Origin of the sequence: Arthrobacter sp. cf158, assembly GCF_900106835.1 — a bacterium.
In the GTDB taxonomy this organism is placed as follows: Bacteria; Actinomycetota; Actinomycetes; order Actinomycetales; family Micrococcaceae; genus Arthrobacter.
Genome location: NZ_FNNR01000018.1, coordinates 1 through 26,884, shown reverse-complemented (window position 1 = coordinate 26,884; position 26,884 = coordinate 1). Strand labels below are relative to the sequence as shown.

27 protein-coding genes and 1 pseudogene are annotated in these 26,884 nt (G+C 64.2%); 9 read left to right on the top strand and 19 right to left on the bottom strand.

From position 1 onward, the window contains the following. Positions 1 to 297 (top strand): annotated as a pseudogene (locus BLW08_RS23005) (hypothetical protein); the annotation flags it as partial. A 117-nt stretch (positions 298 to 414) separates the two neighbouring features. After that, complete coding sequence (locus tag BLW08_RS23000; RefSeq protein WP_090826011.1) at positions 415 to 849, top strand: SipW-dependent-type signal peptide-containing protein; 435 nt, start codon at positions 415 to 417, stop codon at positions 847 to 849. Positions 850 to 851: 2 nt separating this feature from the next. Here the strand turns inward: BLW08_RS23000 and BLW08_RS22995 are convergent, their stop codons facing one another. Continuing rightward, a complete protein-coding gene (locus tag BLW08_RS22995; RefSeq protein WP_091328467.1) occupies positions 852 to 2,174 on the bottom strand; it encodes an aspartate aminotransferase family protein in 1,323 nt (440 codons plus the stop codon). A gap of 123 nt (positions 2,175 to 2,297) precedes the next feature. Here BLW08_RS22995 and BLW08_RS22990 point away from each other — a divergent pair, with 123 nt between their 5' ends. After that, positions 2,298 to 3,827, top strand: a complete 1,530-nt coding sequence (locus BLW08_RS22990) for a PucR family transcriptional regulator (protein WP_091328465.1) — start codon at positions 2,298 to 2,300, stop codon at positions 3,825 to 3,827. 92 nt (positions 3,828 to 3,919) lie between these two features. Here BLW08_RS22990 and BLW08_RS22985 read toward each other — a convergent pair whose 3' ends face one another. Continuing rightward, positions 3,920 to 5,425, bottom strand: a complete 1,506-nt coding sequence (locus BLW08_RS22985) for a CoA-acylating methylmalonate-semialdehyde dehydrogenase (protein ID WP_091328462.1) — start codon at positions 5,423 to 5,425, stop codon at positions 3,920 to 3,922. A gap of 321 nt (positions 5,426 to 5,746) precedes the next feature. Between BLW08_RS22985 and BLW08_RS22980 the strand changes: the two genes are divergently transcribed. Continuing rightward, the gene (locus BLW08_RS22980; RefSeq protein WP_090826219.1) at positions 5,747 to 6,787 is read left to right on the top strand and encodes a metallophosphoesterase family protein; all 1,041 of its coding nucleotides are present in this window, start codon (positions 5,747 to 5,749) and stop codon (positions 6,785 to 6,787) included. 56 nt (positions 6,788 to 6,843) lie between these two features. On the opposite strand, the gene BLW08_RS22975 is transcribed toward BLW08_RS22980, so the two are convergent. Together BLW08_RS22975 and BLW08_RS22970 are read right to left on the bottom strand one after the other, a co-directional pair. Beyond that, positions 6,844 to 7,929: an App1 family protein gene (locus BLW08_RS22975; protein WP_091328460.1), complete on the bottom strand. Its 1,086-nt coding sequence runs from the start codon at positions 7,927 to 7,929 to the stop codon at positions 6,844 to 6,846. A gap of 26 nt (positions 7,930 to 7,955) precedes the next feature. Further along, on the bottom strand, positions 7,956 to 9,206 hold the full coding sequence (locus BLW08_RS22970) for an alpha/beta fold hydrolase (protein WP_091328458.1): 1,251 nt from the start codon (positions 9,204 to 9,206) through the stop codon (positions 7,956 to 7,958). Positions 9,207 to 9,466: 260 nt separating this feature from the next. On the opposite strand from BLW08_RS22970, the gene BLW08_RS22965 reads away from it, so the two are divergent. After that, complete coding sequence (locus BLW08_RS22965; RefSeq protein ID WP_090826033.1) at positions 9,467 to 10,816, top strand: MFS transporter; 1,350 nt, start codon at positions 9,467 to 9,469, stop codon at positions 10,814 to 10,816. Here the strand turns inward: BLW08_RS22965 and BLW08_RS22960 are convergent. The 12 genes from BLW08_RS22960 to BLW08_RS22905 form a co-directional block, all read right to left on the bottom strand. Continuing rightward, entirely contained in the window at positions 10,813 to 11,232 is a 420-nt protein-coding gene (locus BLW08_RS22960) for a CBU_0592 family membrane protein (protein WP_091328455.1), read from the bottom strand. The genes BLW08_RS22965 and BLW08_RS22960 overlap by 4 nt on opposite strands. 143 nt (positions 11,233 to 11,375) lie before the next feature. Next, complete coding sequence (locus tag BLW08_RS22955; protein ID WP_091328453.1) at positions 11,376 to 12,638, bottom strand: MFS transporter; 1,263 nt, start codon at positions 12,636 to 12,638, stop codon at positions 11,376 to 11,378. Then, complete coding sequence (locus tag BLW08_RS22950; RefSeq protein ID WP_091328472.1) at positions 12,635 to 13,009, bottom strand: MarR family transcriptional regulator; 375 nt, start codon at positions 13,007 to 13,009, stop codon at positions 12,635 to 12,637. Before BLW08_RS22950 ends, BLW08_RS22955 begins: the two co-directional genes overlap by 4 nt. A gap of 232 nt (positions 13,010 to 13,241) precedes the next feature. Beyond that, positions 13,242 to 14,114, bottom strand: a complete 873-nt coding sequence (locus tag BLW08_RS22945; RefSeq protein ID WP_091328450.1) for an SMP-30/gluconolactonase/LRE family protein — start codon at positions 14,112 to 14,114, stop codon at positions 13,242 to 13,244. Between the two features lie 10 nt (positions 14,115 to 14,124). Then, positions 14,125 to 15,582: an MFS transporter gene (locus BLW08_RS22940; protein ID WP_091328447.1), complete on the bottom strand. Its 1,458-nt coding sequence runs from the start codon at positions 15,580 to 15,582 to the stop codon at positions 14,125 to 14,127. Between the two features lie 260 nt (positions 15,583 to 15,842). Further along, on the bottom strand, positions 15,843 to 17,132 hold the full coding sequence (locus tag BLW08_RS22935; protein WP_090826043.1) for an adenylosuccinate synthase: 1,290 nt from the start codon (positions 17,130 to 17,132) through the stop codon (positions 15,843 to 15,845). A 233-nt stretch (positions 17,133 to 17,365) separates the two neighbouring features. Next, positions 17,366 to 17,902, bottom strand: coding sequence for a hypothetical protein (locus BLW08_RS22930; RefSeq protein WP_090826045.1), 537 nt, complete (start codon positions 17,900 to 17,902; stop codon positions 17,366 to 17,368). Next, the gene (locus tag BLW08_RS22925) at positions 17,899 to 18,627 is read right to left on the bottom strand and encodes a hypothetical protein (protein ID WP_091328445.1); all 729 of its coding nucleotides are present in this window, start codon (positions 18,625 to 18,627) and stop codon (positions 17,899 to 17,901) included. Before BLW08_RS22925 ends, BLW08_RS22930 begins: the two co-directional genes overlap by 4 nt. Next, the gene (locus tag BLW08_RS22920; RefSeq protein WP_091328442.1) at positions 18,614 to 19,135 is read right to left on the bottom strand and encodes a signal peptidase I; all 522 of its coding nucleotides are present in this window, start codon (positions 19,133 to 19,135) and stop codon (positions 18,614 to 18,616) included. Before BLW08_RS22920 ends, BLW08_RS22925 begins: the two co-directional genes overlap by 14 nt. Next, positions 19,132 to 19,791, bottom strand: a complete 660-nt coding sequence (locus tag BLW08_RS22915; protein WP_091328440.1) for a SipW-dependent-type signal peptide-containing protein — start codon at positions 19,789 to 19,791, stop codon at positions 19,132 to 19,134. Before BLW08_RS22915 ends, BLW08_RS22920 begins: the two co-directional genes overlap by 4 nt. 3 nt (positions 19,792 to 19,794) lie before the next feature. Further along, positions 19,795 to 20,412, bottom strand: a complete 618-nt coding sequence (locus BLW08_RS22910; protein ID WP_091328437.1) for a SipW-dependent-type signal peptide-containing protein — start codon at positions 20,410 to 20,412, stop codon at positions 19,795 to 19,797. 113 nt (positions 20,413 to 20,525) lie between these two features. Beyond that, positions 20,526 to 20,864, bottom strand: coding sequence for a hypothetical protein (locus BLW08_RS22905; RefSeq protein ID WP_091328435.1), 339 nt, complete (start codon positions 20,862 to 20,864; stop codon positions 20,526 to 20,528). Between the two features lie 244 nt (positions 20,865 to 21,108). Between BLW08_RS22905 and BLW08_RS22900 the strand changes: the two genes are divergently transcribed. Continuing rightward, on the top strand, positions 21,109 to 21,741 hold the full coding sequence (locus tag BLW08_RS22900) for a uracil-DNA glycosylase family protein (protein WP_090826059.1): 633 nt from the start codon (positions 21,109 to 21,111) through the stop codon (positions 21,739 to 21,741). Between the two features lie 86 nt (positions 21,742 to 21,827). On the opposite strand, the gene BLW08_RS22895 is transcribed toward BLW08_RS22900, so the two are convergent. After that, positions 21,828 to 22,820 (bottom strand): ABC transporter substrate-binding protein, encoded by a 993-nt coding sequence (locus tag BLW08_RS22895; RefSeq protein WP_091328470.1) that lies wholly within the window; start codon positions 22,818 to 22,820, stop codon positions 21,828 to 21,830. Between the two features lie 196 nt (positions 22,821 to 23,016). Here BLW08_RS22895 and BLW08_RS22890 point away from each other — a divergent pair, with 196 nt between their 5' ends. From BLW08_RS22890 to BLW08_RS22880, 3 genes are read left to right on the top strand one after another with little or no spacing between them, the layout of a single operon-like run. Continuing rightward, positions 23,017 to 24,075, top strand: a complete 1,059-nt coding sequence (locus BLW08_RS22890) for an iron chelate uptake ABC transporter family permease subunit (protein WP_254780028.1) — start codon at positions 23,017 to 23,019, stop codon at positions 24,073 to 24,075. Next, positions 24,072 to 25,151, top strand: coding sequence for an iron-enterobactin ABC transporter permease (gene fepG, locus BLW08_RS22885; protein ID WP_091328430.1), 1,080 nt, complete (start codon positions 24,072 to 24,074; stop codon positions 25,149 to 25,151). Before BLW08_RS22890 ends, fepG begins: the two co-directional genes overlap by 4 nt. Beyond that, a complete protein-coding gene (locus BLW08_RS22880) occupies positions 25,148 to 25,969 on the top strand; it encodes an ABC transporter ATP-binding protein (RefSeq protein ID WP_091328427.1) in 822 nt (273 codons plus the stop codon). The genes fepG and BLW08_RS22880 overlap by 4 nt, the downstream gene beginning before the upstream one ends. A 67-nt stretch (positions 25,970 to 26,036) precedes the next feature. Here BLW08_RS22880 and BLW08_RS22875 read toward each other — a convergent pair whose 3' ends face one another. Next, positions 26,037 to 26,459, bottom strand: coding sequence for a DUF3151 domain-containing protein (locus BLW08_RS22875; protein ID WP_062069828.1), 423 nt, complete (start codon positions 26,457 to 26,459; stop codon positions 26,037 to 26,039). Further along, the coding region (locus tag BLW08_RS22870; protein WP_175538821.1) for a class II fructose-bisphosphate aldolase at positions 26,459 to 26,884 on the bottom strand (426 nt) is incomplete at its 5' end. The genes BLW08_RS22870 and BLW08_RS22875, both read right to left, overlap by 1 nt.

Sequence of the window (26,884 nt, the reverse complement as noted above, 5' to 3'; positions counted from 1 at the left end):
CTCACCACCGACACCACCAACGGCCTGCAACTGACCATCGAAAACTGCAGTGTTGCCTGGACCGGAACCGCGGCCCCCTACAGCTGCGCGGGCACCAAAACCACCGTCCTGGCCACCGGACCGGTCATCGCAGCGAACAAGGCCCTGAACAACCTGACCTCCCTGACCTCGACCAAAACCGACAACCTCAAAGTCACCACCACCTTCCCCACCACCGCCGGAGACACCTTCCAAGGCGCCACCTCCACCATCGGGTTCTCCTTCACCGGCACCCAACGCACCGAAACCACCAAATAAACACCACCCAAACTTCGCCGGGTCTGATCGGATTCACTACCCCAGCCCGATCAGCCCCGGCGGCACATCTTCAAAGAACCACACCAGGAACCAAGGCAGTAAAGGAGGGCGATCATCATGACCACGCGGAACAGTTTCCTTCGCGCCCTGGTGATCGCCGCCGTCGTGCTTCTTGGTCTCATCGCAGCACCCACCGCAGCGTTGGCCGCATTTACTGACACCGAACGCGCCACCCCGCAGTTCACTGCCGCGAGCCTCGCGGCCCCTGCCGCCGCCAACGTGTCCATGGCCTGCTCGTTCGGCATCCGCGCCACGGTCACCGTCAATTCCTTCAGCACCGTGGCCAACGCCAACTACCACGACATCAAAATCTTCGACCGCTCCGGCAATCTGGAATTCACCGGCGACCTCAGCAAGGCTGCCGGCAAGACGTACACGTCCGGCTACGAGGTCATCGGCACCTGGAGCTACGAAATCCGCGGCTACTACAAGGTTCCCGGCACCTCCAACACCTGGACCGGCAAAGTCCTCAAAGGCACGCTCAGCTGCTGACGTCAGCGGACGGCGGCCAGGGCGTCGTCGTAAATCGCCAGAGCCTGGCGTACTTCTTCGGGGGTCACGACGGCGGGAGGAACCACGTGCACGCGGTTGTCGGCGATGAAGGGCAACAGTCCGCGGTGGAGCAGTTCCGCCTTGAGCTTGCCCATGAACGCGGCAGTGACGGGCGCGCGGGTTTCGCGGTCTTCCACCAGTTCGAGGGCCCAGAAAACGCCACGTCCGCGGACTTCACCGATGACGTTGTGCTTGGCGGCGAGGGCATTCAAGCCTGGCTCAAGGTGGTCGGCACCGATGCGTGCGGCGTTCTCAACGATGTTCTCTTCCTCGAAGGCTTCGATGGAGGCAACGATGGAGGCTGCAGCCAAGGGATGCCCGGAGTAGGTCAGGCCGCCGGGGAAGACGCGGTCATCGAAAGCCCGGGAGATCTCTTCCGAAATGATGACACCGCCCACGGGAACGTAGCCGGAGTTGACGCCTTTGGCGAAGGTAATGAGGTCCGGGCGGACATTGAAGGCATCCAGGGCGAACCAGTCCCCGGTGCGTCCAAAGCCAGCCATGACTTCGTCCAGGATGAGCACGATTCCATGCTGATCGCAAAGTTCGCGGACTCCTTCCAGGTAGCCCTGCGGCGGCAACAGAATCCCGGCCGTACCTGGGACCGTCTCCAGGAGAACCGCGGCAACGGATTGAGGCCCTTCGAGTTCGATGGTCCGGCGCAGGTGCTGCAACGCGCGCTCGGCTTCCTGCTGCGGGGTTTCCGCCCAGAACTCGGAGCGGTAAAGGTACGGCCCGAAGACATGGACGTGTCCCCGGGAGTATTCGTTGGGGATACGGCGCCAGTCTCCCGTGGCCACGATCGCGGCGCCAGTGTTGCCGTGATACGAGCGGTAGCGGGAGATGATTTTGTCCCGACCGGTGTGGAGCCGGGCCATGCGAATCGCATTCTCGTTGGCGTCCGCACCACCGTTGGTGAAGAACACCTTGTCCATGGTGGACGGGGCGTGGGACAGGATCTTTTCCGCTGCCGTTGCCCTGGTCAGGTTGGCGTGCGCAGGAGCCACTGTGGTGAGGGTATCCAACTGCTGCTTGATGGCTTCGATGAGGCGGGGGTGCTGGTGGCCAATGTTGGTGTTGACCAACTGGCTGGAAAAGTCAAGGTACGTCCTGCCATCGTGATCCCACACTGTGCTGCCGGATCCACCGGCAATCGCCAAAGGTTTCAATGCTTTCTGGGCTGACCATGAGTGGAAAACACTGGCGGTGTCCAGCGAGGCGACGTCGGCGCTGGAAGCAGCCGTGGCGGTCCGGGTGGGAGACATTGGAGGGTCCTCTCGAAAGGGTGGGGCTTTCCTCCATCATGGGATTCACCGCCCACGAACACCTCTGGACATTTGTATAGTTAGCCGGGTGTGGAACTACGTTTTTCCAAGGAGCCCCTGACCATGCCGCCCACCATTAGCGCGATCCTGCACAACAGTTCGCTCAACCTGAGGTTGGTTGAGCCCGGAGCCGCGGATCCCGCTCTGCAAGCCCCCGTCTCCTGGGTGCACAGCTCTGATTTGGATGACCCCACGCCCTTCCTGGACCCCGGGCAACTGCTGCTGACGGACGGCACGCAGTTTTCCGTCAGCGACTCCACGGATTCTCAGTACAGCGACTACGTGCAGCGGCTCGTCAACCACGGGATCAGCGGGCTGGGTTTTGCCACCCAGGTAATCCATGGCGTCCTGCCGCAGGGCTTGAAGGACGCGTGCAGCCACCATGGCCTGCCCCTGCTGGAAGTGCCCGACCGGACTCCCTTCATTGCGATTATCCGCTTCGTAGCGGATTGGCTCGCCAAGGAACAGCACGCGCGGTCCGAGTGGTCCCTCCAAGCACAACGGGCCATCGCCAGGGCCGCGCTCAGGCCCGACGGGCTCCGATCGATTCTGGCCGAACTGGAACGCCAGCTGCATGGGTGGGTGGCGTTGTTCGACGCCGCCGGAAACCACATCCTGATGCCCAACAACCGCCCCATACCCTCGGCGTTGATGCCTGGTGTGCAGGAGGCGGTCGCCAAGGCGCTGGGCCAGGGTTCGCGGTCAGTAACCCAGTTGACGGTCGACGGCGAACAGGTCACCTTGCAAACGCTGGGGCGGCGGCACTACCTGCGGGGTGTCCTTGTTCTCGGGGCGATTGAGCCCTTGGATCCGGCCCGCACAGACATCATCAACAGCGTTATCGCGTTGGCCAGCCTGGCGCTCGAGCAAACACGCACCCTGGATACCGCCCGCCGCCACCTTCGGGCAGGCGTCTTCGAGCAATTGCTGGCTGGAGGCATCGACGTCGCGGAACGAACCGCCCGCCAGGTCTGGGGAAGGCTGCCGGCAGAGCCCCTGGTGGTGACGGTGGCTCATCAACCGGGACAGGGACAGAACCTGCTCGAAGCCCTTGAATTGTTGTCAGACGATCACCGCGGAGCGGTCTTCTATGCCCAACGGAACCAGAATGTGGTGATCCTGGCGGGCGCCACCCTTCAGGACAAAGTGACCCAGCTCTTGGAGAGGTACGGGGCCACAGCCGGGGCCTCCGGCACCACCACCTTCGCCAATCTGGCCCAGGGGCTGAAGGAAGGGGAACGCTCCCTTCAGCGGGCCGTGGAGTTATCCCGGGCCTTCGTGGCCTTCGACGAGATTTCGGAAGGCGGCATGTTGGGCTTGCTGCGCCGCGACGAAGCCGGCTCCGTGGCAACGCGGCTGATCGAACCACTGGCAAAGCACGACGAATCGGAGCAGACACAGCTTCTACCGACAGTGACCGCCTGGCTGGCAAACAACTGTGTTTGGGACCGCACGGCCAAAGAGCTGGGGATCCACCGGCACACGCTCCGCAACAGGATCGACGCCGCCGGCACCGTCCTGGGCCTCAACTTGGACAGTCTGCGCGACCGGCTGGAACTGTTCGCCGCCGTCGAGTTTTTGGAAAAGCGTTAGCCAAAAACCGACGAAAGGTGAGAGAGCGTCCGGTAGAAACCGACGCTCTCTCACCTATCGGCGCCAAACTACCGACGCTCTCTCACCTATCGTTAGTTCTGGGGGAACCCCAGGTTGATGCCGCCGTGGCTGGGGTCGAGCCAGCGTGAGGTGATGGCTTTCTCGCGGGTGAAGAACTGGAAACCCTGCATCCCGTAGGCCTTGGAGCTGCCGAAGATGGAGTCCTTGAAACCTCCGAAGGAGTAATAGGCCACCGGCACCGGGATGGGCACGTTGATGCCCACCATCCCCACCTCAACCTCGGATTGGAAACGACGGGCAGCGCCGCCGTCGTTCGTGAAGATCGCTGTCCCGTTGCCGAAGGCGCCGGAGTTGATCAAGTGCAGTCCCTCTTCGTAGCTCTTCACGCGGACCACGGCCAGGACTGGGCCGAAGATCTCCTCGGTGTAGACGCGAGAGGTAACCGGGACGTCGTCGATCAGTGTGGGGCCGAGCCAGAAGCCGTTCTCGTCGCCATCGACGGTGACGCCGCGGCCGTCCACGACAACGTTGGCGCCGTCTTCGATGGCGACGTCGATGTACGAGGCCACTTTGTCGCGGTGCTGCCGGGTGACCAACGGGCCCATATCGCAATTGCGGCGGCCATCGCCGATCTTCAGCGTGGACATACGGGCGGTGATCTTCTCGATCAGCGCATCGGCAACCGGCTCGACGGCAACCACCACGCTGATGGCCATGCAGCGCTCACCTGCGGAACCGAAACCGGCGTTGATGGCGGCGTCGGCGGTCAGTTCGAGGTCGGCGTCGGGCAGGACCAGCATGTGGTTCTTCGCCCCACCCAGGGCCTGGACGCGCTTGCCCTTGCGGGCTGCGGTCTCGTAGATGTACTGGGCGATCGGGGTGGAGCCGACGAACGAAATCGCCTTCACGTCCGGGTGCTCCAGGAGCCCGTCCACTGCTTCTTTATCGCCGTGCAGGACGTTGAAGACGCCGTCCGGAAGTCCAGCCTCGGTGAAGAGGGCAGCGAGCCAGTTGGCCGCCGTCGGGTCCTTTTCGCTCGGCTTCAGGACAACAGTGTTGCCGGCGGCGATGGCGATCGGCAGGAACCACAGAGGCACCATGGCGGGGAAGTTGAACGGGCTGATGATGCCGACAACGCCCAGCGGCGCCTTGGTGGAGTAGACGTCGACGCCGGTGGAGACGTTCTCTGAATGCTCGCCCTTGATGAGGTGCGGGAAGCCTGTGGCCAGTTCCACGACCTCCTGGCCTCTGGTGATTTCACCGAGGGCATCGGAGACTACCTTGCCGTGCTCCGAGGTGATGATCTCTGCCAGTTCGCCTTTGCGCTGGTTCAGCAGCTCCCGGAAGCGGAAGATGATCTGCTGGCGCTTGGTGATGGACATATCGCGCCAGGCGGGGAACGCCTTGTGCGCGGAGGCGATGGCCGACTCGATATCCTCGGCGTTCCCGAGATTCACAAGTTTTGTTTCCCTGCCCAAGGCGGGATCGAAGACGGGAGCCGTCCGATCCCCGGCCGACGGCGACTCAGCGCCTCCGATCCAGTGCGGGACCACCTGAAGCTGGTTGATTTCAGTCACTGCATTCTCTTTTCTGACGGCGGATCGATGTGCGAAGCATCTGCCCCCACCGTAGGGAAAGGACCGACAGCAGCTGGCACTACATTGAGCGAAAAATGAGTAGCTGAGTAGACATATGTCCACACCCAAGGAGAGGGTCAGCATCCCTGGCTATACAACTCGGGTGCCAGAATCCCGGCAACCAGGTGCCGCAGGTAGCCACCCCCATCACCAAACGGACAACCTGTCATGACAAGTTGGCCATGGTCCATTTGCCCGTCATTCATCAGGCGTCCCTACATTCTGAGGGTCATCACACCCCTTTGAGTGAAAGGTTCCATCATGTCTTCCCCCAGTCGCCGCTCTGCAATCGCGGCATCCCTCGCAGGACTGGCCACCATCGGCGCCACCGCCGCCGTCGCATCTCCAGCACAGGCCACCGGGAACGGGCACGGCAGCAACCGTCCCTCCGGAAAGGCCACAGTTTTCACCGTTATCAGCGATATCCAGGGAGATTTGGGCGACTTTGACCTGGCGCTGAAGGACATCGAAAAGACCAACCCCAGCAAGCGAAGCGCCGGTTTGGTGGTGAATGGAGATATCACCCCACGGGGATACGACTTTGAGTACCAGGCCGTGCGCAAGGTACTGGACGCCAATACACATGCCGCCAACGTCCATTGGGCAATCGGCAACCACGAGTTCTATGTTCCCAAGTACTCCAACCCCGCCACGCTTGCCCAAGCCACCTGGCCCAATGGCACCACCGAAGCGTCCCTCTTCCAGAGTTTCTTCACGTTCACGGGCCGGGACAAGGTGTACACCGAAATCGACCTCGGCGGCGTTCCCGGCCTGATCCTGGGCACTGAAAAGTACATGCACTACCACGACACAACACTCTGGGACGAGGTGTGGCTCAGCGAGGAACAGCTCAGCTGGTTTGAGCAGCGGCTGGCCTACTGGGACCGCAAAGGCCAGCCCGTCATGGTCTTCACCCACCACCCGTTCCCGGACACCGTTTCCGGAACCCGCAACAACCTCTACAAGAAGGATTACCTGCAGGTTGACCGGCTGCTGGGCATTCTTGGCAAGTACAAGAACGTCTTCGTCTTCACCGCCCACACGCATTGGGCACTTCAGCTGGCTGACTGGGAAGTGCGCCGGACAGTTCCCGGCACCGGCAACCTCCAGGGCTTCCAGGTCATCAATACCGGTGCTGTTCAGACGCTTTGGGAGGACAACGGCGCGGGCGGCGAGCGCGCCCTCGACGGCCGTGAAGCCAGCGGACTGCAAGTGGAGGTCTACAACGACTGCGTTGTGATTAAGGCCCGCGACTACCGCCGGGGCGAATGGATCAAGGAAGTCCAGATACCGCTGTTCTAGCTGCTACAGCCCATGGGCGGACACCTGGTTCTACGCCAACCCGGTGTTCATCGACGTCACCGGATGATGCCCAGTTCCTCGAGCCGGGCCGACATCCCGGCACCGTCCGGAGCGTAGATCCAAGGCACGCCGGGGGTGGGCTGGCCCCCGGTCTTGGACCGTCCACCTGCGAGCACGGCTTCTCCGGCGGAGAGTTGGCGGATGGCGATGGCCCTGACGTTTTCCGGGTGGCGCTGGGCAAATTCGGAGTAGATGGCTTCGTCGTGTTGCCCGTCGTCGCCCACCAGCAGCCACTTGATGTGGGGGAACTCCTCCGCGAGGCGTTCCAGCGATTTCCTCTTGTGTTCCTGGCCGCTCCTGAACCAGCGGTCGGGAGTGGGGCCCCAATCAGTGAGCAGCTTGGGACCGGCGGGGTACAGATTGCGGGACAGGAAACGCGACAGGGTTGGGGCTACGTTCCAGGCGCCGGTGGACAGGTACAGCACGGGGGCAGAGGGTGCTGTCCGGGCGATCCGCTCGTACAGCACGGCCATGCCCGGCGTCGGCGTCCTTGCGTGCTCATTGAGCACAAAGGTGTTCCAGGCGGCGAGGAAAGGACGCGGCAGGGCCGTCACCATGACGGTGTCGTCAATATCGGACACCACGCCGAAGTCCGCGTCGTCCGCCACGATCTCCACCGGAGCCTCCACCACGGAGGACTCCCCTGACTGCAGGGTGATGGTGTGCCACCCGGCGTCGAGGGCCACTGGGACCCGAACGTCCACCACGCCTCCGCGGTCGGCAACCACATCATGAACGACGCCGGCAATGGTCACCTTCACGGCTGCATGCGCCACGGGGGCACTGGTGAAGTTGCGCCAACCGCGCATGCTTTCCTGCAGCGGTTTGGCGTGGCCTGCGGCGTCGCGGGGATCGCTGCGGACCACGCGCGCCAGGACCCGGACCCAGGAGGTGGAGCCGTAGCCGGTGTAAGGAATCACGGTCTCCACCCGGCCACGCCGGATGGCCAGGCGGGTCTGGAAACCCAGCCACGCGTCGTCGAGCCTCATGGCGAGGTGGCGGCGTCCGTTGGCCGCGGGTTTGGGGCCGCCACTTTCAACGGCGTCGGACTGGGGGCGCGGTTTCATGGGACGGGGAGACATGGGTCCAGTCTTCCACGGTCAACCCGCTACAGCAGAGCGCCCATCCACTTCATCAGGTACGGCATGGCCTCCAGCGCCACTGTCGCATGGGTGGCGTCAGGCAGGACATGGGATTCGACGGCGGTCCCGCCTTGCGTCTGGGCCGCGACGTACGCGGCGGTAATTTCCGGCCGGACCAGGGTGTCCTTTGCGCCCTGGGCTACAAAGAGCGGGACGGGCACGGGAACCTGGGCCGGAGTGTTCTCCGCCAAGAGTTGGCTCCAGCCGGGTTTCGTGGTGGGATCACCCGTGACGAATGCCCCGATCAGGGGATTCGCCATGGTGTGCAGCTCGCTGTTCTGGCCAAGGAGACAGAGCTCCGCCATCCTGGGAGCAGCCGCAGCGCCGGCCGCCGTGAGGACGGAGGCGAGTGGATTACCCGGCAATCGTGACGCGTAGGCCTCGGCGTACGAGGTAAAGGCGTAAGCACCGATGGTGACTCCTGAAACGTCCCCGATGTCTGCGCTGAGGAGGGCACCCAGGTTGGTGGCGGGGGCGGCCACCGCAACCCCGGCGATGGTCAATTCCGGGGCGTAGCTTGCTGCCCGCTGGGCGGCGAAGAGCGAGGCGTGCCCGCCCTGGGAGTGACCCCACAGCACCACGCGGTCGCTGGCGCCGGCTCCCTCAATCAGCCGGGCTGCGCGGGCAATGTCCAGCACGTTGGCGGCTTCCGTGGCACCGATGAGGAACGACGGCGGACCGGCGATGCCCATCCCGGCATAGTCGGTGGCCACCACCACGTGGCCTGCGGCAAGGAGATCAGACAGGCCCTCAATGAAGACGACCGGCGCTATTCCGCTGGAGGGAGCGCACCTCGGGGCCGTTCCCGTGGTGGGATGCGCCCACGACACCACGGTGCGGGTACCGTCGGCGGCAGGAGCGCTGGGGGCGATGACGAGTCCCGACACCAGGGCGTCCGAGCCGTTGACGTCGGTGGAGTGATACAGGATGCGCCAGGCGGTGGCTCCTTCCGGTGCGCCCACCACCACTTCCTGACGGAAGATCGTCCCGGGAGCAGCCGGGCCCGGAGCGGGGGTCGGTGCGATGTAGAACGGAGCTACCGCGGGTTGAACGGCAGCGCCCTCCCCGACGCGGACACCGAAGTCGATCAAACGTGCGGCTCCCGGCGCCACCCCGATTCCCACAACGATGAGCGCGGCCAGGAGAACCCTCCGGAAGATGGTGCGTCGGCGGGAGCCCTTGTGATGTTCCGGGGATGGTGCCCGCCCTTCAGCCATAGTGGCCCTCAATCCGGTGTAGGGAGCTGTACCGAGAAATATAGGGCTCGGACCAGAGCGAGGCCAGAGGCCGCGTGGCGTCTACGCCTTAGCCGCAGCCTTCCGTCGTTCGCGCGTTGACGTAGCGCGGGTCACGTCCTATGCTTTATGAATCGATTCAAGATGTAACCTTCCTCACGCTGAATGAGCATCACATTGTTCAGTCTTGGATGGGAAGAGCACTTGTTCCTTGCCAACGACGACATAGGAGTTCAGCCGCAATGACCGTGATGCACGGGAGGGATGTTCCCTCCACACAGGACGAGGCGACCGGCCACAAGGACCCGAGGAAAGCCGCCATGAGCGGCTGGATCGGCAGCGCGCTGGAATACTACGACTTCGCCTTGTACTCGCTGGCCGCAACACTCCTCTTCCCCACCATCTTCTTCCCCACCGAGAACGCCACTGTTGGCATCATCGCGTCGCTGGCCACGTACGCCGTCGGGTACGTTTCCCGCCCGCTCGGCGCCGTGGTCCTGGGCGCCTACGGTGACCGGCACGGGCGCAAGAAGGTGCTCGTCTTCGCGATGCTCCTCATGGGCTTCGCTACCTTCGCCGTGGGGCTCCTGCCCACCTACGGCCAAGTGGGGCTGCTTGCTCCCGTCCTCCTGGTGATCCTTCGCTTGATCCAGGGTTTCGCCGTCGCAGGCGAACTCGGTGGTGCCAGCGCCATGATCGTGGAGCACTCCCCCGACGCCAAGCGCGGCTTCTTCGCGAGTTTCAGCCTGCAGGGCACGCAGGTGGGCTCTATCCTCGCAACAGCCGTCCTGATTCCGCTGGCGGCACTCCTTCCGGATGAGCAGTTCCACTCGTGGGGATGGCGGTTGCCGTTCCTGCTCAGCGCCGTGGTGATTATTGCCGGCTACGTCATCCGCAGGCGAGTGCAGGAACCGCCCGCGTACCTGGCCCAGTCCGACGTCGCCGGCACCAAACGCCGCTTCCCGCTGGTAGACCTCCTGCGCACCCACCCGTGGGTCCTGGTCCGCTGCGTCGTGATGACCTTCACCAATGTCATCGGCATGGCCACGCTCATTTTCGGCGTATCTTTCGCCACGCAGAAGGGCTACGGGATCGGCTTCTCGAGCAGCGAATTCCTCTGGGTAACCATGGCCGCCAACGTGGCCGCCGTGGTGACCATCCCGGTTTTCGGCGCTTTGTCCGATCGGATCGGAAGGCGCGCGCTCATGGTGGCCGGCGGGATCGCCGGCGGATTGCTGACCATCGGGTACTTGTGGGCCATCGAACAGCGGAGCCTGCCCCTGGTGTTCGTCTGCGTGGTGATCGTGCAGGGCATCCTCTTCCAGATGTGGAACGCCACTTTTGCCACGTTCTTCCAGGAGCAATTCCCCATGCGCATGCGGGTGACTGGTTTCGCGGTCTCCCAGAACATCGGCCTCATGATCGCCTCGTTCTTCCCCAGCCTGTTCACCGCAATCGCCCCGCCGGGTTCAGCGAACATCCCCCTGGTCATCGGCCTGACGACGCTCGGCATCTGCCTCGTCTCGGCAGTAGCCACCCTCCTGTCGTCCGACACCAAGGGCAAATCGCTGGAGGACCTGGAAACCCGCTAGACGCGAACCGGCCCTGCCACATGCGTTTCCCTGAGACTGGCCTGACACGCCGCCGCGCGCGCTTCCACGTCACCGTGAACAACCGCGGCTACGGCCTCGACGACGGCTATTTGCCCGGTGGTGTCCGGAACGCCAGGGAATTGGACCTGCGGCTCTTCGGCCATCACCGCGGGGGACTGCTCCGACGCACGCATCCGCAGGAGTGCGACGGCGGAGATCAGGAACCACGCAATGTTGGTGACCACCGAAGGCCAGGCCTCATGCAATGCCCCGTTGGCGATGAAGGTGCAGGCGCCAATCAGATTGGCAATCTGGAAGCGTCTTCCTGCTTTAAGCCAGCCCATGGAGACCGCCAGATAGGCACTGAGAATCAGGGCCGCTCCCGTCCAGCCAGCGATTTCCCACAGCAATTCCATGGTGTCCTTTCAAGGCAGCCCCGTCATGCTTTTGCTGTGCGGGATGGTGGATGACCAGAGAATCTTACGTGCCGCTGCGGCGCACGCAAAAGCGGACGACGGCGGGAGGTTTCCGCCGTCGTCCGCTCGCGTTTAAAGGGTCCTCAGGACGCTTGCGTTGCCCGCCTTCGGAGCCACGCTCTGCGCACCTGCTCGCGGAGGGTGCGCTGGCTGCGCCGGCTGACCAGGATCACCGATGCGACGCCGGTGGCAAGGACCACTGCGCCTCCGACGGCCACGGCCCATCGGGCGCCGAACTCCGTGCCGATCCAGCCCATGAGCGGAGCACCAATAGCCGTGCCGCCCTGCAGGATGGCCAGGTACAACGCCAGCACCCGGCCCCGGAACTGAGGTTCAACGGATAGCTGGATGGTGGTGTTGCAGCTGTTCAGGAACGTGATCGAGGCAAGGCCCACCGGGATAAGAACGGCGGCATAGATCCAGAACGTTGGCGAGATGCTGGCGAGGAGGGTAAACGCGCCCAGGCTCAGCGCGCCGCCCAGCATGAAGCGGAGCCTTGGCCCCGAACGGCGGGCAGCAAGCAGGGCGCCGGCAAGCGTGCCCACCGCCATGATGGAGCCCAGAAGACCGAACTCTTCGGGCCCCATGCCAAACTCGGCGGTGGACATCAGCGAGTTGGTGACAGGGAAGTTCATGCCAAAGGCTCCGAGCATTCCCACCATGACCAGGATGAGGACCAGGTCCGGGCGCTGGCGCACGTAACGCAGGCCCTCCGCTACCTGGTGTTTGCCGCGCACCACGGGAGTGGCCGGCTCAAGCTGGGAGATCTTCACCCGGAAGAGGGAAATGATCACGGCTGCAAAGCTCGCAGCGTTCAGGAGAAATACCGGCCCCGTACCGATCCACGCAATAAGTACGCCAGCAATGGCCGGCCCGGTGAGCCGGGCACTGTTGAAGGAAGCGGAGTTGAGGGCCACGGCATTGGAGACTTTGTCCGGTCCCACCAGTTCGGAGACGAATGCCTGCCGTGCCGGACCGTCGATCGCTGCTGCAATTCCGAGTGCAAGAGCCGCGAGGTAGACGTGCCACAGCTGCGCCACACCGGTCACCACCAGGAGGCCAACCAACAGTCCGCAGATCCCCATGGCGGTCTGGGTCCACAGCAGAATCACGCGCTTGCGGTAGCGATCGGCCAGCACGCCCGCGTAGGGGCCCAGCAGCAGCATGGGAAGGAACTGAAGTGACGTGGTGATGCCCACGGCCGTTCCCGAGTGGTTGGTGAGGACTGTCAGGACCAGCCAGTCCTGGGCTACCCGCTGCATCCAGGTGCCAATGTTGGAGACCAGTGCACCGCCCGCCCAGAGCCGATAGTTGGGGTTCTCCAGCGCACGGAACATGGCACTCATTTGGCGCTCATTTCCTGCATGATGTGCGCGGCGCGGCTGAGCGTCAGTCGGTCCTCCTCGCTGAGTCCTGCAACGCGCTGGGCCAACCAGGCAGTCCGTTGGCTGCGTGCTTCCGCCAGGACTTCCTGGCCTGCTGCTGTGATGCTGATCCGGACCTGGCGCCCGTCTCCCGGATGCGCCTGCCGGCTGGCGAACCCTTGCTCCGTCAAGGCGTTCACTATGCGGGTCATGGAGGGGGCCTGGACGTGCTCGCGTTCTGCCAGCTCCCTGAGTGTTTGCGAACCGGCGTTGAGGTGGGCCAGCACCGTGTACTGGCCGGGGGTAATGACATCGCCCGTTGCTTCGATACGCAGCCTGCGCGATGTGCGCATCACGGCTGTTCGAAGATCGATGGCCAGGGCATCCGCCCGGATGGCTTGGGGTTCGTGGTCTGTGGTGTTGAATGCTGCGTTGGTTGCCGTCACTGCGTCTTTTGCCGTCACTGCGAGGCGCCTCCTGGGGGGGTAATAGTTAGCAATGCTAATTAGCTCCGCTAACTATTATGCTCCTCGCCAAGTCCGGCTGTCGAATGGCGGCTGTGTCCTATGGCCTGGCGGCTGTGTTCTATGACCTGGCGGCTGTGTCCTGCGTCGACGTCCGCAGTCGATACAGGCTGGTAGCGGCAGTGATGTAAAGGTCCCTGCCATCCGGGCCGCCGAAGCAGAGATTGGAGACTCGTTCCGGAACATCGACGGCGGTCAGCAGCTCACCGTCGGCAGAGTAGACGCGCACGGCCGACCCCGCGGAGGTCCACACGCGCCCCTCCACATCCACGCGGAATCCGTCCGAAACTGCGTCGTCTTCGAGCTCAACGAAGGTCCTGCCTTCCCCACACATGCCGCCCGTTACCGGATAGACGGCGATCCGGAACGGGGATCCCAGGCCCGGACCGGCCGTATCCGCCACGTAGAGAAGCGACTCATCCGGAGAAAACGCCAAGCCGTTGGGATGAATCAGGTCAGTAACCACCGGTGTCAGAACTTCGCCCACGGGGTCGAAGCGAAACACGTAGCAGCCGCCATATTCCTGATCGCCCTCGTACCCCTCAGTTGTCCCCGGCAGGATTCCATACGGCGGATCCGTAAACCAGATGGTGCCATCGCCAGCAACCACAACGTCGTTGGGCGAGTTGAGCCGCCGGCCACCGAACGAGTCCACGATTGCCGTCACCACGCCGTCGTGATCCCGTTCAACGCGCCTGTGGCCGTGGCTGCACTGCACCACGCTCCCCTCGCGGTCCAGGGTCCGCCCGTTGGTGAACTCGACGGCGGTGGCATACTCCCGCGTCTGGCCGGTGGCGGGGTTGAACTCGAGGATCCTGTTGTTGGGGATGTCGCTCCAGCGAACCGTCTGCGACTCCGGAACCCAGAGGGGTCCCTCCGCCCAGACTGTTCCTTCAAACACCTTCTCCAGGGTGCCGGTGATCAGTTCTTCCATGCGTTCGAGACTAGTCGTTAGCAGGTTCCGAGCTGGGCTTCCTGGCCGGTTCGGGGCTGCTGCGCTTGCCCTCCGCCGGCATCGCCAGCACCGCCGCAACGGTCAGGACAGCACTCACAAGAACCGCCAGGAAAACGGCCGTGGACGCCGCCACGGTGGTGCCGTGATCGGGTCCGCCGCCGGGGCCATTCGCATAAATGGCGTTGGCCACCGCCCCGAATACCGCCACGCCAATGGCACTGCCGATGGAGCGGGCAAACAGGTTGGTACCGGTGACGACGCCGCGCTCGTTCCATTCCACACTCGTCTGGGCGGCAATGAGGCTCGGAGTCGCTACCAGTCCCAGTCCGAGACCCACGATGAAGCACGCCATGGCCACCAGGAGAACACTGGGCGACGACGCAGTCAGAGCCAACACGGCGGTGCCGATGACGGTGATCAGGATGCCGATGATTGCTGTTCTGCGGAAGCCGATCCGGAGGTAGAACCGGCCGGCCTGTGATGCACTGATGGGCCAGCCCAGCGTCAAGGCCGCCAAAGCGAGCCCAGCAAGGAGCGGGGATGTGTTCAGGGCTCCCTCCAGGAACGTCGGCACGTAGCTGGTGAGCCCCAGCATCACTGCGCCCACCCCGAAAGCGATCATGGCCGTCGTCGCCAGCAGCCTGCGGGAAACCACCCACGGCGGCAGGACAGGCTCCGCGGCCTTCCTCTCCACCAGCAAGAACACACCGAACAACAACGCGCCCACTGCGAAGACCGTGATGCTGATGGCCGAGTTCCAGGCCCATGCCTGGCCACCCTCCAGGGCTCCGAGAATGAGCAGACTCAAGGAAATGGTCAGCAGCGTCGCACCCAGGTAGTCGATGCGGTGCTTGGTGCGTTCAATGTTCTCGTGGAACGCACGGAGGAGCATCCACGCGGCCAGGAGACAGAGCGGGATGTTGATGAGGAAGATCCACCGCCAGATCCCCAGCGATGCGAAGAGGCCTCCCAAAGTTGGTCCCACCACCGAAGAAACAGCCCACACACTGGCCAAGTAACCCTGTACTTTCGCCCGCTCTGCAAGCGTATAAATGTCACCCGCAATGGTGATTGCCACCGGCTGGACGGCTCCGGCGCCAAGTCCTTGGAGTACCCGGAAGGCGATGAGTGCCGGCATGCTCCACGCCACTCCGCAGAGGATCGATCCAAGCAGGAAGAGGCCGATGCCGAGGAGGATCACGGGCTTACGGCCCAGGACGTCGGAGAGCTTGGCATAAACGGGAACCGAGACGGCCTGCGCCAACAGGTAGGCGGAAAACAACCAAGGGAAGGAGGCGAAACCGCCAATGTCCTCCACGATCGATGGCACGGCCGTGGCAACAATGGTGGCGTCGATCGCCACCAGGCCCGTCGCGAGCATCAGGGCAATCAGAATCGGCCCGCGCCGGGAGCGGAACCCGACTCCTTCTTCAGTTGCTGTCGTCATGCCTCAGGTCCCGTCGTCATCACCGGTTTCGTTCCACATGGCGTAACCGCGCCCGTTGGTGAATTAGTCCCGCATCGAGGACGCGATCGACTGCGCCGAGTGACATGAGGGCTCACATCGGCCAAACATCAGGCTACAGATTGGCCGGAAATCCGGCTAAGTGGAACAACAACGGCGGGCCGCCTCCGGTTCCATGAGGAACCAGGGCGACCCGCCGTCGTCGTAAATCAAGTCCGCCACAGTCGCGGCGCCAACAAAGGCTAGTCGTTGATCAGGTCGTGGACCACGATGGTCTGATCGCGGTCCGGGCCCACGCCGATGGCCGAGAAGCGCGTGCCGGAGAGCTTTTCGAGGGCCAGCACGTAATTGCGCGCATTCTCGGGGAGGTCTTCCAAGGTGCGGGCCGTGGTGATGTCCTCGGTCCAGCCGTCGAAGTACTCGAAGATCGGCACTGCGTGGTGGAACTCGGTCTGCGTCATGGGCATTTCGTCGTGGCGGACGCCGTCAACGTCGTAGGCCACGCACACGGGGATCTGCTCAATGCCTGTGAGGACGTCCAGCTTGGTGACGAAGTAGTCCGTGAAGCCGTTGACGCGGGAAGCGTGGCGGGCCAGGACGGCGTCGTACCAACCGCAGCGACGCGGACGGCCGGTGTTCACACCGAACTCGCCACCGGTCTTCTGCAGGTAAACGCCCATGTCGTCGAACAGTTCCGTGGGGAACGGGCCAGCGCCAACACGGGTGGTGTAGGCCTTGATGATGCCGATGGAGCGGGAGATGCGGGTGGGTCCGATGCCCGAGCCAACCGAAGCGCCGCCGGCCGTCGGGTTGGACGAGGTGACGAACGGGTAGGTGCCGTGGTCGACGTCCAGGAAGGTTGCCTGGCCGCCTTCCATGAGCACAACCTTGCCCTCATCCAGCGCGTTGTTGAGCTCCAGGGTGCTGTCGATGACCAGCGGCCGCAGGCGCTCGGCGAAGGACAGGAAGTACTCCACGATCTCATCCGCAATAATGTCGCGGCGGTTGTACACCTTGACCAGGAGTTCGTTCTTCTGGCGCAGCGAGCCTTCCACCTTCTGGCGGAGGATGGACTCATCAAAGACGTCCTGGACGCGGATACCCAAGCGGGCCACCTTGTCCATGTACGCCGGCCCGATGCCGCGGCCCGTGGTGCCGATGGCGCGGCTGCCGAGGAAGCGTTCGGTGACCTTGTCCAGAACCTGGTGGTACGGGGCAACCAGGTGGGCGTTGGCCGAGACGCGCAGGCGGGAAGTGTCCGCGCCGCGGGCTTCAAGGCCATCGATTTCCTGGAACAGTGCCTCGAGGTTTACCACGCAGCCGTTGCCAATAATGGGAATTGCGTTGGGGCTCAGGATGCCCGCGGGAAGGAGCTTCAGCTCATACTTCTCACCGCCAACAACCACGGTGTGCCCGGCGTTGTTGCCGCCGTTGGGCTTGACCACGTAGTCAACGCGGCCACCGAGCAGATCGGTTGCTTTGCCTTTGCCTTCGTCGCCCCACTGGGCTCCGACGATCACGATAGCGGGCATGGGATCCTCCCCCATTCTTTCGGGCTGACCCCAGCGGGATAGCTGGGACCTGTGCGCCGTACATGAGAATGCCCCGACGATACCGGTGCAGCCTGCCACAGGGGCGGGCGTACGCAAGAGTTCGGGGCTCTTACCAGCCAAGTTTAGCCGATGGCACCGCTTTCTCTGGTGTCAAGGTGTGTTGAGAGACGGCCTGATGAAGTTTTCTCCTGCGAAACCAGCACAGCAGGGAACTACGCGGCAGGCAGGTTCCGGCAGTTGCCACCCAAACCGGCGATGAGACCCGCGTTCGTCGCCACGGAGGCCGGCTTGGAGATCCATAGGTTGACCGGGTCCTTGATCACGATGGCCAGCTGGAGTTCAGTGCCGAGACCCAACAGGCCGCCAAGGAGGTTGACCGGAACATCGGTAACGTAGCCGGCAGCGGCCGAGCCTGTGGTGTTGGACGTGATGGAGAAGCCGGTCAGCGGAGCAAGCAAGGATCCCAAACCACTGGTGGACGCCTGCATCTCTGAGTTGGCCAGGGTGTAGCCCGCGGGAGGCTTCCAAAAGATCCTCACGTAAGCGCCCAGACCGATGATGCCCGGGTTATAGGTGCATGCCCCGTTCAACGTGGGCGGTGGGATGGTGATCGTGCCAAAACTCCCCGAAGAATACTCACCGCGCTCCCACGATGCTTCCGTCACTGCCGGCGGATTCGACGCCGGGAACACCAGGGCGAGCGGCAGCGCAACCATCAGGGCCGCACGCTTCCGACGCAGCAACCTCATCTGGCACCACTCCGCAGCCGCGCCATTCCGAACCCGGCCGCGACCGCCAGGAGGCCGAGGAGCGCGAAGCCGCCCAGACGGGCACCGGTATCGGCCAGAAGGCCCGACGACGGCCCTGTGGGGTTCCCGGGGAATGCCCCGCTTCCAGCGTTGCCACCTGGGCCGGCCCCGCCGTCCCCGTCATCCCCTCCGCCGCCGTTTCCTGCTCCGCCGGCACCGTCACCGGAGCCATGGACACCCACCACGATCTGCGTGCGGCTGCCTTGCACTTCGCGGGGCGCATCCACGGCCAAGGTGGCGGTCAGTAACACATGCGCAGTCGTGGCCGACGAGGTGCCGGGCTCCAGCAGGTCCACCCGCACGCCTTCCGCGCTGGCCAGGGCTGTGGGATCCATCAATGTGCGTTGACCGCCGAGGCAGGAACCTCCATTCCACGGTTGGGAGCACGCCCGGAGTTCCACGCTCAGGAAGTCCCGGAGCACCTCCGAGGCCGCCGGCTCTGGCCGCAGCCCCACCTCCAGGGAACTGGCGGGCTCACCGTGGACAGTGACGTCCACTGCCCAATCCGCACTCCCACCGGGGGTGAGCCGATGCACCTCGCCGGCTGGACCGGCGTCGAGCTCCAACCAGCCGGATGGTTCCCCGTCAGCAGCTACCGCCGGAGCTGCTCCCAACGGCAGGACCACCGCGAAGGCCGCCAGCAAGAACCAGCTACGCCGCGGCATGCTGCCCACTCCTGCGTCGTCGCGTGTGCCGGGGCCACAGCACCCACGTCACCAGTCCGGACACAGCCACCGTGGTGGCACCCAGGACCACTGGATTGGCGGCTGCTGCCAGCGGTTGCGCGAGTCCGGGCACGGACCAGAGGACCAGACGGACGCGCTCCACCACGTAGGGCGCAGGATCAGCGTCGGAGTTGGCATCGCCTTTCATGGTGATGGTCCGGGCCTGCCCTTCGGCTGGAACCACTGTTTGGACACGGTGCGTGATGGGCAGCTTTCCGGGCCTGTCCACAGTCACAACATCGCCAACCTTGATTTCATCCGCAGGAATCTCACGGACCACGGCCAGTGACCCAGCTGGAATGGTGGGTGACATGGACCCGGTCTTGAACATGATCAGGGTGATGTTGAACAGGAGCGCACAGACCACGGCAAGGATGCACACCGCACCCCCAGCGGCAGCGATGTTCAACAGGATTTCCCGCAGTCGGCCGCGGAGTGGGCGGCTCATGAGCTGGAGGTGGCAGTGAACTGCCAGGTCGCCGTGGCCGTTTGGCCCTGCAGCGCGGTGTTTGCCCCCGCCGGAAGTGTCACCTCAAAGCAGAATTGCGTGGGCGTCCCGGGCAGCGTAGCCGTGGCCGCTGCCAGTGGATTGACGACGCCGGCCGCCTGGCCTGAGGTGAACGGCTTGGCACCGTCGCTGCCCACCACCCAGGTGGGCGATCCTGTGAATGACGACGCCTGGCAGGTGGCCGAGCGGACCACGCGGTACCGGAGTGCCGCGCCAAGGTCTGCATTTCCGGTGCCGCTGCTGGTTACTACTGGAACTCCCAGAACCACTTCGCCGGCTACTGAGGTTGCCTTGGTCCTGATGGCGAACGGGGCGTAGGCCACCGTACCGGGGCTCATCGCGGCAGCGTTGAACACCAGCGTGCCGCCGGGGGCCACATCATTGGTACTCCACGCACCTTGAACGTCGTACGGTTTGGTGACGTTCGATTCGGTCTGGAAGACGCTGGCACCAAAGGATCCCGCTGCAAAGTCGCTGTCAGTCCACGACGCCAGGGTCACGGAGCTGCCGAGTCCCAGCACCAACGCCCCTGCGAGGATCGCACGGGCGCGGAGGAAGGCTGCGCCGCGCTTGGTCTTGGCTTGTCGACGACCCATGGATCACTGCGATTGCGCGGCGAATTCCCAGGTGGTGCTCCCGGTTTGGGATTGGACGAGGTCATCGTCCGCCGTGATCCGGAAGCAAAGGTTTACTGGAGCGCCAGGATCGGCGCCAGCTCCTTGCGTCAACGCAAAGGTGACACTGCCCGGCGTCGTGCCCAGCTCTTGCCCGGCCGCCACCAAAGTGGCCGTGACTGCTTCGCCGCATCCAAAAGCCGTCGACTGCGTGAGTGAGTAGGTGAGGCCGGTCAGGGCGCCTGTGGATGCTTCAGTGGAGACGGTCACCGTGGCGTCGTTGGTGGACGCGTCGTCCAGCCTGACGGCGAAAGGTGCCGTGACGACGTCGCCGGGTGAAAGGTTGGACGGAGTGGCGGTGAAGCCCAACGTTGCCGGAGCAGTGACGGGGTTTTCTCCGAACGTGGTGCCGTCGGTGCTGCCCTCAAGGTTGAACGCGCCTGCCGTGAAGGTTCCCTGCGCAAATTCGAAATCGTTCCAGGCTGCCAGGGTGATGGCTGCACCTACGCCCAGAACCAGGCCGCCCGCCAGAATGGCCCGGACCTTGGGTGCTTTGCCTTGACGCTGGGGTGTTTCCGGTGAAGCTTCATTGTTTGCAACCATTTTCTCCCCCGAGATGGATGTTGGTTCGCGTGAGGGGACGCCAAATGACTCCCTTCCCACCCATCATCTCCTCGGGCCGCGAGCAGAGACGCAGACCTGCACTTAAGGGTTAATCACTCACCGGCCACAAACTGCAACGCGGCCTCGGCGAACGCCGGCCAGTCCGCATGCGAGGAGAAGGGCACTTCCACCCAGTCCTTGAAGGGGCGCTTCAAGCCTGACGGATCAAACAACACAGCACCCGGAAGGGCAAGTGCCCGGGCGTGCTCCGGGGTGTCCCGGCCGAGTTTGAACACCACTTTGTCGCCGTTCAGACAAGCCAGCGCCTTCTTGTTCAGCATGAGCGAGCTCGCCCCGAACATCTTCCCCATCACCACGCCGGCTTGCGCCAAATCGGCCCCCAGATCCACGAAGGCGGAGATGGCGGCAGCGGACGATTCTTGTTTCTCCATACGCCGCATCATGCCCCACGCTGCGGACCGTCGTCGAGCTTCAGCCGGCCGCCGTCGAGACCCCCGCCACGTTTCCCGGGCAACACGCCGCGTCGCATTCGGGGGCGCGCCGACGCAGCACCCGTTCACCCCCATAGTCCGGTAAGGTTAGTTAGCCCCCAACAGCACCCTTTGAGGTTCGGCTGCGGCATGCCCGCGGCCCCTTGGAACGGTGCGCTGTAACACCTAGGAGACCTAACCCCTGATGCAAGAACTGGCGACTGAATCACCCGAAGAAATCCTCTGGAACCGCCGCTACGAACCGCACATTGCCGAGGTCAACGAGCTGTGCGACTCCATCAAGGAGCAGAAGCCGGGCAGCGAGGTCCTCTACATCGACCCCGCCCACAGCATGGATGACTGCCGCATCGTCAGCCTTTTCTCCAATCAGCGCACCAACACCGGCGAGGGTTTCATCACCCCGGGCGACGACGAAGCCGCTACCCGCATGCTCGGCATGCAGTGGCAGCTGGGCCTCCGTCCCGAGCTCATGATGCCGTGGAACGCGTACCCGTGGATCGAACCCACCGAGGAACCGGGCAAGCTCACGCCGGCCAACATCACCGAGGGCCTCAAGCCCTTGCTGCGTCTCCTCCAGCTCCTGCCGCGCACCTCGGCCCTGGTGGCACACGGCAACGAGGCACACCGCCTTGCCGATCAGCTCATGAAGGCTGCTCCGGCCAGCATCGCCCGCCGCGGCTTCAAGACCTTCAAGGTCCGCTCGCTCGGTGGCCGCTCCTTCGCCGGAACCCCGGTCCGCCAGCAGGAATACCTGGACGCCATCCACGGCGCCTACGCCGAGGCCATGGCCCGCACGGGTATCCCCCGCAAGGCCTGATTACCCCTGCGCTTACGACGGCGGCCCTCACCTTCTGGTGAGGGCCGCCGTCGTCGTTGGGGGTGCTTGTAGTGGGGTTGAGGCTGTTAGCCGACCAGCATGCTGCGGAGGTCCTTCAGGATCAGCTGCGCACCTGTGGGGCCGAGGCCGAGGAACCAGACGTCGTCGCTGACGGCCTTGGCCTGGCCGGCTTTGACTGCACCGAGCTTGGGCCAGACGGCACCTTCAACAACCGACTTTTCGCCGGTGGCTGCGGGATCGCCGTAACTGCTGTAGAAGATCCAGTCGGCGTCGCCCTGCTCGATGTTCTCGGCCGAGATCTCAGCTGCGAGTTCATCGATGTTCTGGTTCTCCGAACGGGCCAAGCCAGCGTCCTTGAGGATGACGCCGATCAGCGACTTGTTCGCGTACAGGCGGATCTTGCCAGGCAGGAAGCGGACCAGCGAGATCTTGGGATCGCCCTTGACGTCCGCGTTGAGGGCGTCAGCTTCGGCCTGGTAGTCGTTCAGGGCCTTCACGGCCTTGTCTTCCTCGCCCAAGGTCTTGCCCACCAGGAGGAAGTTCTCCTTCCACGGGAACCCGGGGCGGATGCTGAACACCGTGGGAGCGATGGTGGACAACTGCTTGTACAGCTTGTCGGCGCGGAGCTGGCTGCCAAGGATGAGGTCCGGCTTCAGCGCTGCGATGGCTTCAAGATTGAGATCCTGGATGGTTCCAATCGAGGCCACATCCTTGACTTTGTCAGCCAAATACGAGGGAACAGGGTTGGCACCTTCGGTGGTGGCCATGCCTACCGGCGTGATGCCGAGGCTCACGACGTCGTCCAGCTCGCCGGTGTCGAGCACCACCACGCGGGTGGGCTTCTTCTCCAGGGTGGTCTCGCCGTTGGCGTGCTTGAGGGTGCGAGGGAAGACGCCGGGAGCTGCGTCCGTGCCGAGCTTGGCCGTTTCCTGGTCCGCGGTGGTGAACTTGGATCCGCCCGTGGCAACATCGGCGTTGCCTGCGGTAGAGCCGGAGCCGCCGCTGGTGCCGCAGCCCGCGAGGAGGCCCACCACGACGGCGGCACCGGCCACCTTCATGGCAAGTTTGCGTACTGCAGTCCGGCGCAAGGGGGAAGCCGTGCGCGACGGTACTTCAAAATCGTCATTTTTCACTGGGTAAGGCTAACCTAATTAAGGCACACTTCTGTGACGTTGTGACAACAGTCACGGAATCGCCCCCACGAATGCCCACCTCTCCGGAATGGTCCCCTGCTGTGTCCCACCTGACGGCGCTATGTCCCAAGTAGCCGCTCCCGCCCGATCGGCTGCAAGCGCAGTGGCCAGTTCCGGCGTCGTCAATAAATCCCGCTGGCGGATCGCTTTCCTGGTACTTGCGGCGGCAGTCCTCCTGGGCGCTGCGATCCTCAGTCTCGGCGTGGGAGCCAAATTCATCCCTGCCTCCGCCGTCCTGGAAGCATTCACCAACCCGCAGGACACCGCCGATCACGCGATCATTCTTGAAAGCCGCTTGCCCCGCACCTTGATGGGGATCGCCGTCGGCGTTGCCCTGGGCGTGGCCGGCGCGCTCATCCAGGCCATCACGCGGAACCCGCTGGCCGATCCGGGCATCCTGGGCGTCAACGCCGGCGCATCTTTCGCGATCGTGCTGGCGATTGGCGTCTTTGGCATTGGTTCGCTGAGCGGCTACATCTGGTTTGCGTTCGCGGGCGCCATCCTCACCACCGCGGCCGTGTACCTGATCGGGACCTCCGGCAGGAACGTGGTGAATCCCATCCGGCTGACGCTGGCGGGCGTTGCTTTGGGCGCGGTCCTCACCGGGATCGGCTCCGGGCTCACGCTCTTGAACCCCAAGGCCTTCGACCACCTGCGCTCGTGGAGCATCGGCTCGCTGGACACCCGCAGCATGGAGTCCGTCCTGACCGTGGCACCGTTCATGGGTGCGGGGCTCCTGGTGGCCTTGTTCTGCGTCCGTGGACTCAACGCCGTGGCACTGGGTGATGACCTGGCCACCTCCCTCGGCGCCAACGTCAACCGCACACGCATCCTGGGGATTATCGCCATCACACTCCTCAGCGGCGCAGCTACCGCCGGGGCCGGTGCCATCGGATTCGTGGGGCTCATAATTCCGCATGTGGCCCGGTGGATCGTAGGCCCGGACCAGCGTTGGATCCTGGCCACCACCGTGGTCCTGTCCCCCATCCTGCTGTTGGTCTCCGACGTCGTTGGCAGGGTTGCCGCGCCCGGTGAGCTGCAGGTAGGCGTGGTGACGGCGTTCATTGGCGCGCCGGTGCTCATTGCGCTGGCCCGCCGTCGGAAAGTGAGCGGGCTATGAGTCGCCTGGAACCCGCCCGCTTGGAACCTGGGACCCGCATCGACTTCGGCCGGCCTGTTGCGGTGCTCCGCAACCGTTCGCTGAGCACCCGGTTGGATGTCCGCAGCATCCTCGTCTGCATCCCGCTTGTTCTGGCCGCGCTTGCCGTTGCCGTGGTCTCGCTGGCCACCGGCGACTACGAGGTCTCCGTGCCGGAGGTCCTCCAGGCCTTCACCGGCGATGCCCCGGGGCTCGCGCAAACCGTCGTTATGGAGTGGCGTCTCCCCCGTGTACTTGCGGCGCTGGTGTTCGGCGCGGCCTTGGGAATGAGCGGCGGAATTTTCCAGTCAATGACCCGCAACCCGCTGGGCAGCCCTGACATCATCGGGTTCAACACGGGCGCCTACACCGGTGCACTGATCGTGATGCTGACCGTTGGCGGCGGCTACCTCGGCATCGCAGCCGGCGCCCTGGTGGGTGGCATCCTCACCGCTCTGGCCGTTTACTTACTGGCTTACCGCCGCGGCTCCCAGGGCTTCCGGCTCATCATTGTAGGCATCGGCATCAGTGCGATGCTCGCCGCCTTGAACCACTGGCTGATCCTGCAGGCCGAGCTTGAGGCCGCCCTGGCGGCAGCCGTCTGGGGTGCCGGGTCCCTCAACGGCATCACGTGGGAGCAAGCGGCGCCTGCCGCCGTCGTGGTGGTTGTGGTTGGCGTGGCCACGCTGGCAGTGGCGCGTCGGATGCAGCTTCTGGAAATAGGCGACGACGCCGCACGCGCCTTGGGCGTCCGGGCGGAACCCACCCGTTTGCTGCTGCTGATTCTGGGCGTCGCGCTGACGGCGGCCGTGACTGCGGTGGCCGGGCCCATCGCGTTTGTGGCCCTTGCCGCGCCGCAACTCGCCCGCCGCCTGACCCGTAGCGCCGGCATCAGTCTGGTTCCCTCCTCAGTGATGGGCGCCTTCCTGCTGGTTTCCAGCGACCTCGCCGCGCAAAGGCTGTTCGCTCCGATCCAGTTGCCCGTTGGTGTTGTGACGGTGTGCATCGGCGGCATCTACCTCGTCTGGCTGCTGGCCAGGGAAGCAAGGAAATCATGAGCCTGACTACTGTTGCCCCGCAGCTCCACGCTGAAGCGCTGACCATCGGCTACGAGCAACGCATCATCTCCGAGAACCTCAATGTACGCATCCCCGAGGGTAAGTTCACGGTGATCGTTGGGCCCAACGCCTGCGGCAAGTCCACGCTGCTCCGCGCCTTGGCCCGGCTCATCAAGCCACGCAGTGGACAGGTGCTGCTGGACGGGAAGTCCGTCACATCCCTGCCGGCAAAGGAACTCGCCCGGCGCCTGGGACTCCTGCCCCAATCCTCCATCGCCCCCGACGGCATCACCGTGGCGGACCTCGTGGCGCGGGGCCGGTACCCGCACCAGAAACTCCTGCGGCAGTGGAGCGTGGAGGACGAGTCCGCAGTGGTGGAGGCTATGGAGGCCACGGGCGTCTCGGCCTTGTCCGGGCGGCTGGTGGATGAACTGTCCGGCGGCCAGCGGCAGCGCGTGTGGGTGGCCATGGTCCTGGCCCAGCAAACACCGCTGATGCTCCTGGACGAGCCCACCACCTTCTTGGACATCGCCCACCAGATCGAGTTGCTGGAACTCTTCCGCGAGCTCAACCTGGACAAGGGCCACACGTTGGTTGCGGTGCTGCACGATCTCAACCACGCCAGCCGATACGCGGACCACATCATTGCCATGAAGGACGGCGTGGTGGTGGCCGAAGGTCCTCCGGTTGACGTAATCACCGAATCCTTGGTGGAAGAAGTGTTCGGCATGGCCTGCCGGATTATCGATGACCCCGTGACGCACACGCCCCTGGTAGTGCCGCTCGGACGGCCGCGGCACGCAGCGGTCACGGACTAACGTGATTAACGACGACGGCGACCCCCACCTTTTGGTGAGGGGCGCCGTCGTTGTTTGCTGTGATGCCTTAGCGGGCTTCGAGCGCTGCCTTGGCCTTCGGGTCCGAGTCGTTAAGGAACTTCTCAATCCGCTCCGGCTCTTCAGCTTCGCCGATTGCAGAAGCGGCCCGGCCCAATGCGTAGAGCGCACGCAGGAAGCCTTGGTTGGGCTCGTGCTCCCACGGGATGGGTCCCACTCCGCGCCAGCCGTTGCGGCGCAGGGAATCCAGGCCGCGGTGGTAGCCAACGCGGGCGTAGGCGTAGGACTCGATGGTCCGGCCTTCCGCCCAGGCTTCCTCTGCGAGGATGGCCCACAGGAGGGACGACGTGGGGTTCTTCTCCACGAGATCCAGTGCTTCCTTGCCGAGAGCCAGGTGCTGGTAGATCTCGGTTTCAGCGGGCAGGAGCGTGGGCTCCGGCCCCATGAGGTTTCTGCGGAATTCGTCGGACATTAGAAGGTCTTGCCAACCGATCCGAGCTGCTGGGCGGCTTCGACGATGCGCGCGGCCATACCGGCCTCGGCCGAAGCACCCCAAACGCGGGGGTCATAGGTCTTCTTGTTACCCATTTCGCCGTCGATCTTCAGGACGCCGTCGTAGTTGGAGAGCATGTGACCGGCCACCGGGCGCGTGAACGCGTACTGAGTGTCCGTGTCGATGTTCATCTTGATCACACCATAGGAAACAGCGTCAGCGATTTCCTGCTCCGTGGAACCCGAACCACCATGGAAGACCAGATCAAACGGGTTTTCCTTGCCGATCTTCGCGCCCACCTCGGCCTGGATCTGCTTGAGCAGTTCCGGGCGGAGCTTCACGTTGCCCGGCTTGTACACACCGTGCACGTTCCCGAACGTCAACGCGGTCAGGTAGCGGCCGTT